Source organism: Edaphocola flava, from assembly GCF_004118155.1.
GTDB classification, from domain to species: domain Bacteria; phylum Bacteroidota; class Bacteroidia; order Chitinophagales; family Chitinophagaceae; genus Edaphocola; species Edaphocola flava.
Genome location: NZ_SAIQ01000001.1, coordinates 1,280,635 through 1,294,991 on the forward strand (window position 1 = coordinate 1,280,635; position 14,357 = coordinate 1,294,991).

General features: G+C 33.4%; 20 protein-coding genes. 11 read left to right on the forward strand and 9 right to left on the reverse strand.

Annotation, left to right across the window (positions count from 1 at the left end):
• The first annotated feature begins 100 nt into the window (after positions 1-100).
• The gene (locus EMP01_RS05555; RefSeq protein ID WP_129020473.1) at positions 101-967 is read left to right on the forward strand and encodes a class D beta-lactamase; all 867 of its coding nucleotides are present in this window, start codon (positions 101-103) and stop codon (positions 965-967) included.
• 242 nt (positions 968-1,209) lie between these two features.
• Here the strand turns inward: EMP01_RS05555 and EMP01_RS05560 are convergent, their stop codons facing one another.
• Positions 1,210-2,271 (reverse strand): ligand-binding sensor domain-containing protein, encoded by a 1,062-nt coding sequence (locus EMP01_RS05560; RefSeq protein ID WP_129020474.1) that lies wholly within the window; start codon positions 2,269-2,271, stop codon positions 1,210-1,212.
• A 174-nt stretch (positions 2,272-2,445) separates the two neighbouring features.
• On the opposite strand from EMP01_RS05560, the gene EMP01_RS05565 reads away from it, so the two are divergent.
• The gene (locus tag EMP01_RS05565; RefSeq protein WP_129020475.1) at positions 2,446-2,667 is read left to right on the forward strand and encodes a hypothetical protein; all 222 of its coding nucleotides are present in this window, start codon (positions 2,446-2,448) and stop codon (positions 2,665-2,667) included.
• Between the two features lie 60 nt (positions 2,668-2,727).
• Here the strand turns inward: EMP01_RS05565 and EMP01_RS05570 are convergent, their stop codons facing one another.
• Together EMP01_RS05570 and EMP01_RS05575 are read right to left on the reverse strand one after the other, a co-directional pair.
• Entirely contained in the window at positions 2,728-3,015 is a 288-nt protein-coding gene (locus EMP01_RS05570; RefSeq protein ID WP_129020476.1) for a hypothetical protein, read from the reverse strand.
• 397 nt (positions 3,016-3,412) lie between these two features.
• On the reverse strand, positions 3,413-3,928 hold the full coding sequence (locus tag EMP01_RS05575; RefSeq protein ID WP_129020477.1) for a hypothetical protein: 516 nt from the start codon (positions 3,926-3,928) through the stop codon (positions 3,413-3,415).
• A 169-nt stretch (positions 3,929-4,097) separates the two neighbouring features.
• On the opposite strand from EMP01_RS05575, the gene EMP01_RS05580 reads away from it, so the two are divergent.
• The 3 genes from EMP01_RS05580 to EMP01_RS05590 are packed head-to-tail and all read left to right on the forward strand — an operon-like array spanning position 4,098 to position 5,924.
• On the forward strand, positions 4,098-5,015 hold the full coding sequence (locus EMP01_RS05580) for an STAS domain-containing protein (protein ID WP_161971230.1): 918 nt from the start codon (positions 4,098-4,100) through the stop codon (positions 5,013-5,015).
• A 29-nt stretch (positions 5,016-5,044) separates the two neighbouring features.
• Positions 5,045-5,398 (forward strand): STAS-like domain-containing protein, encoded by a 354-nt coding sequence (locus tag EMP01_RS05585; RefSeq protein ID WP_129020479.1) that lies wholly within the window; start codon positions 5,045-5,047, stop codon positions 5,396-5,398.
• The gene (locus tag EMP01_RS05590; RefSeq protein ID WP_129020480.1) at positions 5,385-5,924 is read left to right on the forward strand and encodes a hypothetical protein; all 540 of its coding nucleotides are present in this window, start codon (positions 5,385-5,387) and stop codon (positions 5,922-5,924) included. The genes EMP01_RS05585 and EMP01_RS05590 overlap by 14 nt, the downstream gene beginning before the upstream one ends.
• A gap of 135 nt (positions 5,925-6,059) precedes the next feature.
• Here EMP01_RS05590 and EMP01_RS05595 read toward each other — a convergent pair whose 3' ends face one another.
• The 5 genes from EMP01_RS05595 to EMP01_RS05610 all read right to left on the reverse strand — a co-directional run bounded on the left by EMP01_RS05595 (position 6,060) and on the right by EMP01_RS05610 (position 9,103).
• The gene (locus tag EMP01_RS05595; protein ID WP_129020481.1) at positions 6,060-6,617 is read right to left on the reverse strand and encodes a DUF6705 family protein; all 558 of its coding nucleotides are present in this window, start codon (positions 6,615-6,617) and stop codon (positions 6,060-6,062) included.
• 14 nt (positions 6,618-6,631) lie between these two features.
• Entirely contained in the window at positions 6,632-7,909 is a 1,278-nt protein-coding gene (locus EMP01_RS05600; protein WP_129020482.1) for a hypothetical protein, read from the reverse strand.
• A gap of 98 nt (positions 7,910-8,007) precedes the next feature.
• Positions 8,008-8,169 (reverse strand): hypothetical protein, encoded by a 162-nt coding sequence (locus EMP01_RS15505; protein WP_161971231.1) that lies wholly within the window; start codon positions 8,167-8,169, stop codon positions 8,008-8,010.
• 94 nt (positions 8,170-8,263) lie between these two features.
• Positions 8,264-8,617, reverse strand: a complete 354-nt coding sequence (locus EMP01_RS05605) for a hypothetical protein (protein ID WP_129020483.1) — start codon at positions 8,615-8,617, stop codon at positions 8,264-8,266.
• A 54-nt stretch (positions 8,618-8,671) separates the two neighbouring features.
• Positions 8,672-9,103 carry a hypothetical protein gene (locus EMP01_RS05610; protein ID WP_129020484.1) on the reverse strand — a complete coding sequence of 144 codons (432 nt, stop codon included), beginning with the start codon at positions 9,101-9,103 and terminating at the stop codon, positions 8,672-8,674.
• A 692-nt stretch (positions 9,104-9,795) separates the two neighbouring features.
• Here EMP01_RS05610 and EMP01_RS05615 point away from each other — a divergent pair.
• The 6 genes from EMP01_RS05615 to EMP01_RS15510 all read left to right on the forward strand — a co-directional run bounded on the left by EMP01_RS05615 (position 9,796) and on the right by EMP01_RS15510 (position 13,716).
• Positions 9,796-10,965 (forward strand): zinc ribbon domain-containing protein, encoded by a 1,170-nt coding sequence (locus EMP01_RS05615; protein ID WP_129020485.1) that lies wholly within the window; start codon positions 9,796-9,798, stop codon positions 10,963-10,965.
• Entirely contained in the window at positions 10,962-11,705 is a 744-nt protein-coding gene (locus EMP01_RS05620) for a hypothetical protein (RefSeq protein WP_129020486.1), read from the forward strand. The genes EMP01_RS05615 and EMP01_RS05620 overlap by 4 nt, the downstream gene beginning before the upstream one ends.
• A gap of 103 nt (positions 11,706-11,808) precedes the next feature.
• Entirely contained in the window at positions 11,809-12,759 is a 951-nt protein-coding gene (locus tag EMP01_RS05625; protein WP_129020487.1) for an IS1595 family transposase, read from the forward strand.
• A 97-nt stretch (positions 12,760-12,856) separates the two neighbouring features.
• Positions 12,857-13,225 carry a hypothetical protein gene (locus EMP01_RS05630; protein WP_129020488.1) on the forward strand — a complete coding sequence of 123 codons (369 nt, stop codon included), beginning with the start codon at positions 12,857-12,859 and terminating at the stop codon, positions 13,223-13,225.
• A 19-nt stretch (positions 13,226-13,244) separates the two neighbouring features.
• Positions 13,245-13,535, forward strand: a complete 291-nt coding sequence (locus EMP01_RS05635; RefSeq protein WP_129020489.1) for a hypothetical protein — start codon at positions 13,245-13,247, stop codon at positions 13,533-13,535.
• Between the two features lie 16 nt (positions 13,536-13,551).
• Entirely contained in the window at positions 13,552-13,716 is a 165-nt protein-coding gene (locus EMP01_RS15510) for a hypothetical protein (RefSeq protein ID WP_161971232.1), read from the forward strand.
• 68 nt (positions 13,717-13,784) lie between these two features.
• Here EMP01_RS15510 and msrB read toward each other — a convergent pair whose 3' ends face one another.
• Complete coding sequence (msrB, locus tag EMP01_RS05640; RefSeq protein WP_237559479.1) at positions 13,785-14,216, reverse strand: peptide-methionine (R)-S-oxide reductase MsrB; 432 nt, start codon at positions 14,214-14,216, stop codon at positions 13,785-13,787.
• Positions 14,217-14,357 lie beyond the last annotated feature (141 nt).

Consider the following 14,357-nt stretch of genomic DNA (forward strand, 5'->3'; position numbering starts at 1 on the left):
GATATAAAAAAGCTGCCGCGATACCGCGGCAGCTTTTTTATATGATACACAGTGATATTGATCGAATAAGCCGTAAATTTGCGGCAAAAATATACTGAGCATGATGATGCATAAAATAAAAGTAGCTGTTGCAGCATTAGGTATCGCACTGGGTCTGGCCTCCTGCAGTGATGTAAGGATCAATGATCATGATGAGTGGAAGCCTGTGTTTGATAAATATAAAGTCACAGAAGGATGTTTCGAGTATTACGATAATAACAAAGAAGAAGCTAACTATTATAATAAAGAGCGTTGTTCTAAACGCATGAGTCCGGCATCTACTTTTAAAATCTTCAATTCACTTGTTGGACTGGAAACCGGTGTAGCGCTGGATGAGCAGATGAAGATCAAATGGGATGGTGTAGCGCGCAGACCGGAATGGGACAAAGACCTGACTATGGCAGAAGCATTTAAAGTAAGTGCAGTGCCTTACTACCAGGAGCTGGCTCGTCGTATCGGGGCAAAGGAAATGCAGCATTACCTGGATACAGTGCAGTATGGTAATATGCAGATCGGCAATCAGATCGATCAGTTCTGGCTGAACGATACTTTGGAGATCACTCCGGACGAACAGGTAGGCTTTATGAAACGTTTGTATCATGATGAGCTACCGTTCTCTCCACGCAGCCAGCGTATCGTAAAAGGGATGATGCTTCAGGAAACGGCTAATGATTACCAACTGTATTACAAAACCGGATGGTCCAGCATTGATGGTGCAAAAGAAGACATCCTGTGGGTAGTCGGTTATGCAGAAACAGTACATCGCCTTAAAAATCCTAAAACAGGAGAAATGCAGGCCATCCCGCATCCTTACTTCTTCGCTTTGAACTTCAGTGTGCCTAAAAATAGTGATTCCAAGACCCTGGTGGAGACTAGAGTCAAATTATTACACGATTTGCTGAACGAAGCCGGTATTCATAAATACTAATATGCAGTAGTTTATAAAAAAGGAGTTGCGCGCCCCGCAGGGGCGCGCAACTCCTTTTTTATAAATAATAGCTTTTATTCTGGGGACGATCAAGGAGTTGGGACAAAAGCCCTACAACTAATTAATTATCAATTATATATAATAAATTTCACATTAAAAAGGAGCAGTCTGCAACTGCTCCTTTTTACACAAAGCCACCGCACTCATTGTTTTATCAAACTGTTGTTATGGGTTCGCATTTCTTAGAATTGCTGTTCAAAAACATTTCCATTAAACCTAAAAATATTTCCGTCAGCCATACCAAATAGCAAATTATTTTTGTTGTCTTTATAAATAGTCCAAATCATTGGTTTAGTGGGGTCGTCACTAATTGAATAATTTGTCAAAGCCTTACCGTCATATTTCCAAGCTCCTGTATCTCGATCTCCGAACCAAATATTGCCTTCTGAATCTTCTTCGATAGCAAAAACGTGTTCAAGTGTACCCGGTGGTGACTTATCACCTCTTCTTGTGCTTGTCGGATGGATTAGATTATTCTTGTCCGAAAAATTTATTATGGAATTGCCTTCCATAAGTAAAACGCCAATTCCATTATTTCCTATCCAAATTCGACCTTTTGAATCTGCTAATACACTTCTTATATGTAACAGCTCATTATCTTTAAGCTTTAAAGTTTTATGGTCAAAAATAGTTACCATGTTACTATCATAGCTAAATAGTGCTCCATAAGTTGCAATCCAAACTTTACCGTGTTTATCTTTTGAAATTCCCGTAACACCATAAGAATTATTAGGGCTTTCATTTACGGGTTTTGGAAAAATTAGATAATTCATATTTTTTCCGTCAAAACGATTTATTCCGCCTTCTTCTACACCAAAAAACCATAAATCCCCATTGGTGCTATTCCATTCGTATATCGGTTCGTTGGTTTTTGTTGAATAATTTGTAAATGTTCCTTTGTCATAAACACTTACCCCTTTTGCAGTTCCAAACCAAATTCTTCCATTCTTGTCTTCTTGAATGGAACGTATTTGATTATCGGATAAACCTTCGTTAGTTGTAAAGTATTCAAATGATTTTCCATTATAATAGCTTACACCTTCATTATGGCTTCCAATCCAATAATTACCTTTACTGTCTTGAAAGATAGCACGTATTCCCGAAGTAAATTTTAAGGTTTCGGCTTTTGAAGTTGCCATTAATTCTGGGTTGTAAGTTTCTTTGTCGGCTGAACTCTTTTCTACACAAGAAAGATTCAGTGTCAATGTGAGCATCAAGAAAATTAATTTTATTATTCTCTTCATTTCTTTCTTTTATGATCTGACACACAATTTTTTTTAGGTGGACAATAAAATTATGAAAATATTTCAAGTGCAGAATGGATTAGCTTACTGTTTAACTTTTCTACTTATGTGCTTCAAATGCAAATCTTCCAAATATCCCGCAAAATTGTATTAGTAGTCTTTAATATATACTACATGAAATATATTAAGACATTCAATGAACATTATTGGGACGAAATACCACTTGTAGGTACTACTTATAGAGTTGCTATGCCGGAAACTAGACATAAAGAAATGAAAGAAGAGGAAGAAGAAGAAAATGAAAATTCATTAAAGCATATTGCTGTAATGAAGAACATTGGTCAGATCATGCAGAAGCAAGATCAAAAGCAAATAAGGAAACATATGTTTGATTAAGCATGAAATTCATTTTATTAGAAATAGCTGTCAATTGATCAGTAAAGATTAAAAGCACCTTTATTTAGGTGCTTTTTCTACTAATTCTAATTCGGTTTCGTTTATCTTATAGGTTTCATCAGTACCAACCTTTTGTACTTTATATCTGAATACTTTTGCAATTATTTTACCCAGTATTATATAAGTATCTTTCTCACCAATTTTCTTAACTATATCCTTTGGCTTGAATTTAGGCTTGGGTGGTTTATACTGTGTCGCCATTCTTAATATTTCATCTGCCGAGTAATAGTAATAACCTTTGGGTTGAGGATCAACACTTGGTTTAGTATGTTTGGATGACTTAGCCATGAAACGAAATTACAAAAAATGGCTACCAAATTTAGGAGCCATTTCTATTAATTAAATATAAAGTTTATGAGTAGGGGACATTTTCTAGTTTTTTATAATGAGTTTTGAGTGCATTCAATACTCCTAAAACACGCCCACGCAACCTCGCCCCCAAAAAGCCATTTCTCGGACTTCTAACAATATGTAAATATTCATGGAATGAATAAACATCTAGCTCCTTCAATCTTTCCAATAGAAAATCTTTTGAATTAAATTTTACAAATAGATCATTTATTCTATTCAGATCATTAATACTAGCACTATTTGTTCTAACTCTATTCTCAATTTTCACCAATTCCTTGTAATTAATAGCCCTTCCAGATTGCATAACATTAATCATTTATTACTTATATATTAACTAACCACCAGCTCCATTAATCGTTTCATTAGCAACAGCGTTATTTTCTGCTAACTCTAACCTTTCAACGATTAAATCCACTCGTTCCTCGAAGTCAGATACAATTTGATCAAAGTCTCTTTTAATATATCTTTCTACTTCTCTTTCCGCCCTAACGTAAGTTGATACGGTAATCGCAATTAATAAAGTTACGATAAGTCCTCCAAATATTAAAATATCATCTACTCGCTTATTAGTTGAAAATATTCTTTCTGATAAAGTATTATCTAAAGATTTATTAATTAAAAATGCAGTTTTTGTTATTGTGGGATTATTGATTTCTTCTGTAAAATTAAGAAATTTTATTTTTGTTGAATTTGTATCAACGATATTGACACTAATATTTAACGGTTCAATAGGTGTAAGAATATATTTGTGGTAAAATAGAATAATACCTATACAAAGTAAAATTCCAATTATAATACCATAAGAGAAATGCCTTTTTAAAAAGAAATCTTTAAATCCTCGCCAAGTCATAGTTAAGCAATTTTAGAATTCACAAATTTATGTTTTATTCCAGAATATGTTTAATAATCAGTAATTTAATAATAAGTCTCATGGAGAATATTAATCGCAATACACTAATTTGATGTCTGTAGTCACGTCTTGGCTTAGGGCGCAACTACCTTTGTAATATCGTAACATTTTGTTACTATTGTGGGAATTATTTACCATGATTATCAATTTCCCAGATAAATTAAAAAGCAACATAGAAGGGTATCAATTTTTGTCCAACATTTATCATCAGGCATCTATTGCTAAAGGAAATGTAATTTATTTTAATTTAGAAAATCTTACATTTATTGAAGCAAATCTTTGTGCGGTAATCGGTACTTTAGTAGAAATGATTGAACGTATTAAGAAAACGGTTCTTTTCTCAAATATTTCTAAGCGCGTTGAAGAAATCTTACGAAAAAATGATTTTTTAATCAATTTTGGTTTCGATCCATTAGATGATAGATATAACACCACTGTTCGGTATAAAAGGTTTAACCCTAAATTAAACGCACATGATCAACTATTTCATAGCTATTTGCAGGATGAGCTTTTAGGTAAGAAAGATTTCCCCTCTCATAGTCAACAATTAGGAAAAAAACTTAGACAAAGTATTTTTGAATTATACGAAAATGCAAGAACACATGGGTCATGTAACTACATACATGCTTGTGGACAGTATTTTCCACAAACGGACAATAAAGGCTTGAATATGACGATAGTTGATACAGGTATAAATTTTGAAGATAACGTTTCCAAGTTTTTAAATGTTGAAATGGGTTCTGTACAGGCGTTAGAATGGGCGATACAACACGGAAACACAACTAAAAGCGGCCCAAGTCCAGGTGGGCTTGGCCTTGCTTTCATTATGGAATTTATTAAAAAAAATGGAGGAGAAATACAAATTGTTTCTTCAGATGGCTATTTACAATTAGCAAATAATGAGATATTTAGTACAAAGCTTAACTCAAAATTTTATGGAACGATTGCAAATTTGAAATTTAACTTAAATGATACATCTCATTACTATCTTTTAAGTGAATTAGATAATGAGAATGTGATATTTTAATAAATAAAAATTAACTTTGCAAATATATTATGAAAGACTTATTAATAAGACAAATTATCGGTAATGATTATGCAGTTGTTACAGAGGATGGCGATAAGGTTTTTCAGCTTCTTTCACACTATCTTATAGATAAGGAAACAGTAACGCTTGATTTTGAGGGTGTTGACCTCTTAACTACCGCTTTTCTTAATTCCGCAATTGGGCAGCTATATGGGAATTCTACTTTTACAAGCGAATTTCTTAATACTCATCTGAAGTTGAAAAACATTGCTCCAGAAGACAAACATTTATTTGTATGGGTCATCGAAAGAGCGAAGCAATACTTCAAAGATAAAAAGGGGTTTGATAATTCTGCGGACAAGGCAATTTATGGCGACAAATAACATTATTCCAGTAAAAGATTTCGAAATTAAGTCAGATCAGGTTTTCTTTCCAGACAATAACTTTTGGATGTTTTTGTACTGTCCTATTGCTGGATATGAACAAAAAAAGCAGGAGTCGGCCTCCAAGTTTTTTGCATATTTACTGTCCCGTAAAAATATGATAGCGATAAATAGCTTAATCATTTCTGAGTTTACCAATGCCTCGTTGAGATTAGATTATTCTTTTTGGAAAGAAGAGAATCAGAAATCAGGAAATGTATATAAAAAAGAATATTTTCAGACGGATCGAGCGAAAAATATGAGATTGTTAATTTCAGATTCAGTAAAAAAAATTCTTAGGGTAGCGACGAGATTTCCAGATTCGTTTAATAATTCAAATATGGATTCAATTCTATCAGTTTATCGCGATCATGTTGATTATAACGACTCCGTTATTTATCATGATTGTAAGCGACATAATTGGATATTAGTAACTAATGATAGAGATAGTGATTTTTTCACAGATATAGTGATAGCAAAAATTTAAGCCCCTCACAGAGGGGCTATTTTACTTATTTATTATTAAGGAAACGGATTCATACGAAAATGTACGAGGAAGAAGGTATTACTCAAACAATAACAAAATTAGAAGCTATAAAATACAGTTAATAGGTTAATTGAACTAACTAATCTTATGTAGTATCCAATCTCCACTTTTTATCACCTTGCTTTCCTCGGTAGGCTCTGGTGTTGTCTTGCCTTCTACCACTACTCTAATTTGCTCATTCTGACCAGACTTTATTTTGAAGCTAAGGGTATTGTTACTCAGAAGCTTTATTTCAGCTTTCCCATTCCCTAACTTTCTATTTGGATCACTTAATGCCATTATTGAACCACTATTTATATCAATCGGATAAAATGATACTAAGGCCATGTTAGCTTTACCATCATTATTAAGATCACCAAATGTGCTGCTTACACTAACTCCATTGATTTGAAAATCATGCCAGCCAATGATAGCATCAGTGTAAATCTTCCCAAATTGTTTTCTGGATTGAAGTTTTAACTTGATCGTCAATGTCTCATTGCCTCTTGTTGCTTGCCATGTTCCCTCTAATTTATGTAGATCGGACTGCTGAACATAAGTGCCAGCTTTGGGCAATTGTGCATTTAAGCTCATGGGTATATTGTTTGCTACAACAGCAATAAAGATTGTCTTAATTATGTTTTTGATGTTCATGTTTTAGATTTTAATTAGTCTACACAATTGCTTGTTGATGGGTTAGTTGTTGGATTGTCTACTTTTTGAATTCTTAATCCAGCATCAAGCATATCTAATATTTGTTGTAATGCAGCTCCGGCATTGGCTCCAGATGTTGGAATACCAGAACTATTTAGGATTCCATCTAATGAGTTTAACCCACTTGTTAAGTAAGACGCTGCAAAGTTATTGAATTTAGCAGAATTGGTTATTTTCATAAGGTATGTACCATCAGGCGTAGCAACCGCCGCCACTATTGCAAATTTATCAGTTGCCACAGTAGACCAATTATAAAATGCTAACAAGTCATTGGTACTAAAAATTGGCAGGTTAGAATTAGGCTGATTATTATGGCTATGTCCCCAGAATATATCGTTTGCATATAAACCCATTGTAACTGATCCACCATTAGGAGCCCCATTTGCAATTATTGAGGTTAAAGTTCCTGTTGAAGAAAATGCAGTCTCATATGTAAGATTAGTATTTAGAGCCAATTGTTTAAGCTTATCCTTAATAGCTTGATTTAATAGTCTTTCTGCAAAGGTTTGGCATGGTTTTTTGTCCTTTCCATTTTTACCGGGAATATATAGTCCACCGCCCGGAATAGGAGTATACGGGTTCGTATTAGGCCATATGACAATAACAGGTGGATAAGTATCATATACATATACATCATCTAATATACCACCATCCCAATCACCTGGTCCTGGTCCCGCATCGGAGCCACCATGACAAGCATTACAAACTGCTCCTAGAGATGTAAACACACCTGTTTTTAAAGGGGTTTCAAATATTGGGTTAAAGTCATTACCATTAAAGCTACCAATCCTAATCATTTTATCATCAGCCGTGAAGATTGACGTATAATTAGTTGGAGCACTGCTAACACGTAGGCTATACTTCCTAATTCCTTGCGCATCTTGTCTTACTTGGATGCTTGCTCTTACATCTGGCATCTCAGGATTAGCAAAGAAATCAAAAACCATAGCGATTTCGCCAGTTCCCTCATTCTCATCTAAGATTGCTCTACTCCAGTCAACTTGAGTATAAATGTCTTGAGTATGATAGTAAGGCTCAAGAAAGAATTGATATTCATCCTGTGCACCATACATTAATTCATAAAACCGATCTGGAATTTCACCATCAGCAAGGAATGCGCTTAATTTTTGTGTAGGTGCATTAGGTTTTTCAACAATAGCCTTTCGGCAGGAATAAAAGCCAACTATTATCGCGGATAAAGCAATAGCTAGGCTGAGTAATTTTGTTCTCATTCTTTTATTTTTATAAGGGATGCAAAATAAACTATTAACGTTGGGAGTAGCATTATTTTTTTATCAACACAGGGAATTATAAAAATGAGAGATATGAACTATAGTTCATATCTCTCTAATTGCTTACCTAATTGATATATCTTTTGTTTTGAAACTAGGATACATTTTTCAGCATTTATTTTCTCCTGTTCAAGATGATCTTTGATTTTACTAATGGTCTCCTTTTCTTTTTTAATCTGAGCTTTAATTTGATTTTTCATGGTGGTGGTGGGTTTACTTCTATATATTTTTCATGGAGTATAAATCCCTCTACTTTTAGAGGGATTTAACATTTGTTTAAGAGTCAGTATGCCATTATTTTTGAGAGTAAATAATACCTCTTTTATCTTTTATAAATGGTTTCTTTGAATGTTGTTCTTCAAACCAATAAATAGAACTTTTGAGGGTATTAATCATCTTACTATTAAAGTATAATTCAACTACACAATCAGTTAATTCATATTTATATCTTTTGTCCAACTTGTTATTTATGGCAACCTGTCCATTTTTATAAAAGGTCAGCGATTGGCCGTCTTTTCTATTTACATAGGTCTTGCCTATTATTTCATCAGCACAGGCTTCCATTATTTGCATTTGACCTGATTGTGCATGTAGGCCATTGAATACAGTTGTTGTAATAATACTGAGGGTTAATATTGCTCGTTTCATTTCTATATCTTTCTTAGTTATTATAATTGCTTAATATGGACTTTAAATGATCCTTTAATCATTTCCTGCGTCTTTGCACTTCTTGCTCGAAAACAGGGCATCAAACCCGTTAAACGCTACAGTGTTTTCTTCTGTTGTAGTCTCGATTTTTAGTTTGCCAGTTATATATTGTCCACCTTCACCGGAGCATTTACCAAAAGCAATATTGAAAAACGTAACTCTATAATAACTGTTAGAATACACCCTTTTTATACTGGTTGATCCTTGCTCCAGTTTTAAGGTATATTCCCTGCCTTTTATTTTCATTCTGATATTACCAGATTCGTCATCTAAAGCAACGAGTTTATTGGATACTTTGTATTCAAGCTCAGGCATACCATCATAGCTAATTGTTTGGGGCACTAATGCCTTGTTGATTGTTTTAGCAAATGCACTTATACTCATGCATACTGCGATAGATAAGGAAAGGATATGTTTGTATTTCATTTGTGAAAATTTAAAAGTGAGTGCCTGTTTCGTAGGCACTCACAGGGATTAATAATTACCAGCTTACAACTGATTTGATAAACCTTGATAGTTTATTCCAGATACATTTACCACCATCTTTACATGTACGGGTATATGCAGATGTTGAAATGTGACCACATTTGGTACATTGGTACTTCGACATGATTTTGAATTTTTAATAGTTCGGAAATAATTAAAAGAATGATTGTTAGGATAAATCATTAAGGTGGGAATGTAAGCGGCATGAGTGCCGCTTGAAAATGTGGTGGTTTCACTGACATTACGATGTGTTTAGTGATGCCAGAGGTTCCGAATGGCGAGGGGTGAAAAGAAAAGAGGGGCAGGAACCTCTATACAATCTGTTCAGAAGGAACCACCACAGTCCCACACATCCAGATGCAAGAAAATCCCATACCCCATAAGGTATAGTCTATCTTACATTTCCCGATGTGTTTTTCAGTGAAAAAGTGGTGGTTTTTCTGAAAGGAAAGTAAAATTACCGAACTCTTTATATATCTATTGTTGTCTAATCTATATTCGAATATTAATGCACAAAACTAATGAAATTATTCACAACCTTTTCAATCAAAATAAAACAATCCTTAATATTGTGAAAAATATAAAAGTTGAAACCAAAATATTATATTTGTTTAAATCATAACATTTGTTGAATGGAAACCATCTCATGTCGTAATTGTGAAGGCTCAATTAGAATTGATGCAAATTTTTGTAATCATTGTGGAGTAAAAGTAAAGTGTAAAGAATGTCAATCACCTATTATGAAAGGTGATAAATTTTGCAGTAATTGTGGTGTAGAACTAAATTCTTCATCATCAAATGGACAAACCCACAAGAATACAGTAAGCTATTATAAAAACAATGAAGAAACCAGATGTGAAGTATCACTAAGTGATGATGTAGCAAAAGATGGGATTCAATCTCTAATAGAAAATATAGTAGGTGTACCTAATAGATTAAGACTTGCTAATAGTGATATGAGTGAACAAGAGCAGTATATCACTCTTGATGATACTCAAGCCGAGGTTGTTCAGAGTACGCCTACCAACAGCAGCCCTAATCTTACTCAAGATGGCCAATTTATTGAAAGTGTAAATCAACAATATGAACATATTGATGATCTGATAATGAAAAAGGATTTTGGAGAATTACAATGGATTTTAATATTCGCATTTTATGAAAGTGATTTCGGTAAGAAAAATTTCACTTATGAAACAGTAAGGACAGCTTATTTAAGTAAAAGAAAAAGCGAATCAAGATTGAAAAATTTTAAAGAAAACTGGAACAAGGTTTTTAAGTCGTATTTCAAAACTATTACACAAAATGTGTTTGGATTTGAGAATAGTAAGTTAAGTGCTATACATAATTTAGCAATGGGCGACGATTCTCAAATTATATTTAAAGCAACCGGAACAGTAAAGAAGACTGTTAAGGCAAAAGAACAGAATCAGGATAAGTCAACAGATAAAAAGGTAACAAAATCAGCCAAGCATATACAATATGAAGAATTTGATACACTCAAAAGTGATACAAAACCATCATTAGAAGAATTTTATTCGACTTACCAACCACAAATAAATCAAGATATATTTGGACTAATTGCGTACTATATGCATCACTTCTGTAACAAAGAAAATTTCAATGCTGGAAATATTGATTATGCATTCCGTACCCTTAAACTTCAAAGAAAGAATAATCTTGTACAGGCGATAACAAATGCAAAAAATGATTCATTATGGTTTGATAGAACCTCACAAGGTGTTTGGTGTCTCAATAGAAAAGGTATCGTAGAATTAGAAACCAAGTTTAATATCGAGAAATGACAGAATCAAAGAAATTCATTAATAGAATAAAAGAGTTTTCTGATCTTAGTCCGAGTCAACAAATAAAGTATTTTATTTACTATTTACAAGTAGAGAAGAAAGCAGAGAATATAGAAGTAAAAGATATTAAGCAGTGTTATGATGAATTACATATAAATCCCCCGTCTAATATCCCTCGTGATTTAAAAGCCAGGATTACAAAAAACAGTAAGCAGGAGTTTATAAAAACAAAGACTGGTTATGTACTATTAGCAAAAGTTAGACATCAAATTGAAAGCGAGCTTAATATACCTGTTGAGCTTGATCCATCAGATTCGATATATCCTCAAGCGATTTTTGCTAAGACTCCTTCCTACTTAGTTGCATTTGCAAGTGAAGCAACGAGCTGTTATGATATGGGATTGTATAACTCATGCTTGTTTATGTTGCGGAAAATATGTGAAATACTGCTAATTGAATTATTTGAAAGTAAAGGAATTGAAAGCAAGATTAAGAATTCGAATGGAGATTACTTGCAATTGGCAGAATTGATTAAGGCAGCCATTACCGAAAATACATGGAAGCTATCAAGAATAGTAAAGGATAACCTGCCTAAAATAAAACAATTAGCGGATTCTAGTGTACATAGCAAACGTTTTAAAGCTCGAAAATCTGATATAGATCAGATGCAAGCTGATATAAGGGTAGTTTTTGAAGAGCTAATTAGTCTTATAGATTACCCAATAAAAAAACATAAATAGATCACAATAGGTTAGTAATTACTAACCTATTTTTAATTTAAACTATACGACATACTTTGGCGTAGCCTAACCTTTATTTTGCAATACAAGTAACAAAATAAAGATGAAAGCATTTAAACCATTATCGAAATTTAAAGGGATCGGTGAGATATACAGATACTTTAATACAGAAAAGAAATGTAAAGATTACTACGAGCAAGCTCGTTGGGGTGGAAATGTTACTTGTCCCCATTGTGGATCAGAGAATCCATATCGTACAAACCGAGGTTTCAAATGCTCTAATAAAGAGTGCCATAAAAAATTCTCTATTATCTCTGGTTCAATCTTTGAGAATACAAAGATTTCTTTATCAATTTGGTTCGCTGTAATCTACAAAATGGGTATCGCCAAGAAAGGTGTTAATTCACATGAATTAAGTCGTGAGATTGGAATATCTCAACCTACTGCATGGTTCCTTTTACAAAGAGTAAGAACATTTCTTAGTGTAGAAATTATGAATGTAATGCTTAATGGAATAATAGAAGCAGACGAGACATATTTTGGTGGTAGAGTTACTAATATGAAGGTCAATAAGAGAACAAAAGACTCTCAAGGAAGGTCATTAACAAAAAAGCCTGTAGTCGGTATGATCGAAAGAAATGGTAAAGTGAAAGCCTTTGTTACGGAAGATACTACAGCAAAAGTAATTAATCCTTTATTCAAAGAGCATGTTGTAGAAGGCTCTACCGTTGTTACTGATGGATATACTGGTTATGTTAATATACAAGAGAAATATAACCATAAATCAGTAAAGCATGGTAAATACAAATTTATACTTAAAGAAGGCGATAACAAATTCCATACTCAAAATATAGAAGGCTTTTGGAGCTTGCTTAAGAGATCATATGTGGGTATACATCACTACATGAGTCCTAAACATTTACAGAAATATGTTTCTGAACATGTTTACAGACACAATAATAGAAAGCTAACCAAATTTGGTTTATTTGAAAATTCATTAGCTCTGGCTGCTTCGACTAGGATTACATATAATCAATTAATTGGGAAATCTTAGTGAATTTACAATACTATTTCAATAAATTTGTAACATAATATCTTACATTTACTATATAATATAGGGGGCACATAACAAAATAAATATTTAACTACTAATGGAGAAAAGTATAAAAGCATATTGGTTTGTTTTAGCCACATCGTTAATAATTTTTCTTGCAATCTTTATACAACTTTCTAATGGGAATAAAACATTAGTTGAATATTTGGGGTTTGCAGGTTCTATAACCTCATTAGTTTTAGGAATTGTGGCAATTTTCTATTCTATAATATCAAATCAGCAGTCTACTGAAAATTTTGGCAAATTAAGTGAGGCTGTTAAAAAAATAGAGATTGGAGCAGATACTATTAGTAACCTTTCTGAAAATATTCATATTAAGCTTGATAAAATATCAAATGATATTGACAATATGAGTTCAAAATCCGATATGGATATTAGTCAAGATGCTAGGGTGGGAAAAGAATAAAAAATAAAAAATAAAAATTATGGAAAATTTCTTGCACGTTTATATAAAACCGAATTCATCACTTACTATAAAAGATATTGAAGCAAAATTAAATTTTGCTACTGACTGGTTTAGATACAGCTCAAATTTATTCGTTGTATATACTACTTATACAGTTGATGAATGTAGTAAAATATTACTTCCATTGGCTAATGAGAGTGGGCTACTTTTTATTTGTGAATTTAATATTGATAAAAGAGTTGGATGGATGCCACAGAGTTTCTGGAATTGGTTAAAATCCGACCATAAGGTTAAGGAAGGTGCTAGTTAGACTTAATATATACTTTATGAGAAAGTATATTAAATCCTTTAAAGAGCATATAGAATATTCATCGCCTGATAGTGTTAAACCTATTAAAAGTGAGGAGAAACTCAAACAGAAAATGAAAGAAGAAAAAGAGGAAGTTGACAACGAAATCAAAATCCTGAAAAAATTAAAGGAAGAAGAATAAAAAAAGGCATCATTATTTGATGCCTTTTTTGTATATTATAGCTTGTCCCAACTCCTTGATCGTCCCCTTTATTCTTCTATAGGTTCGAAATCCAGGCTTACGGCATTCATGCAATAACGCTTGCCTGTAGGTTCAGGACCATCATCAAAAATGTGCCCCAGATGGCTCTCGCAGCGGGCACAAAGTACCTCAACACGGTGCATACCATAAGAGTTATCTTCACGGTACAGCATATTGTCCTTTCTCAGGGGTTCAAAAAAGCTAGGCCACCCGCACATGCTCGTGAATTTGGCAGTGCTTTTGAATAAGGCATTACCACAAACGGCGCAGTAGTAATTGCCGATCGTTTCATCCTTCCACATATTTCCGGTAAACGAAGGCTCAGTAGCAGCCTGGCGCGATACGGAATAGAGTACAGGAGGTAAAATACGTTTCCACTCATCATTGGAAACATTCAGTTTGCTGGTGTCGGTTCTGGAATAATAAGGATTCTGGGACATAAATTTATCTTTTTGAGCCGGAGCGCTACAAGAGCATCCAACAATGATCAGAAGGCAGATACATATGTAATGAAGACGTAGCATAGCTCACGGAAATTGGATATATAAATGTACGACAAAATTCAGAGTACAAAAGTTAAG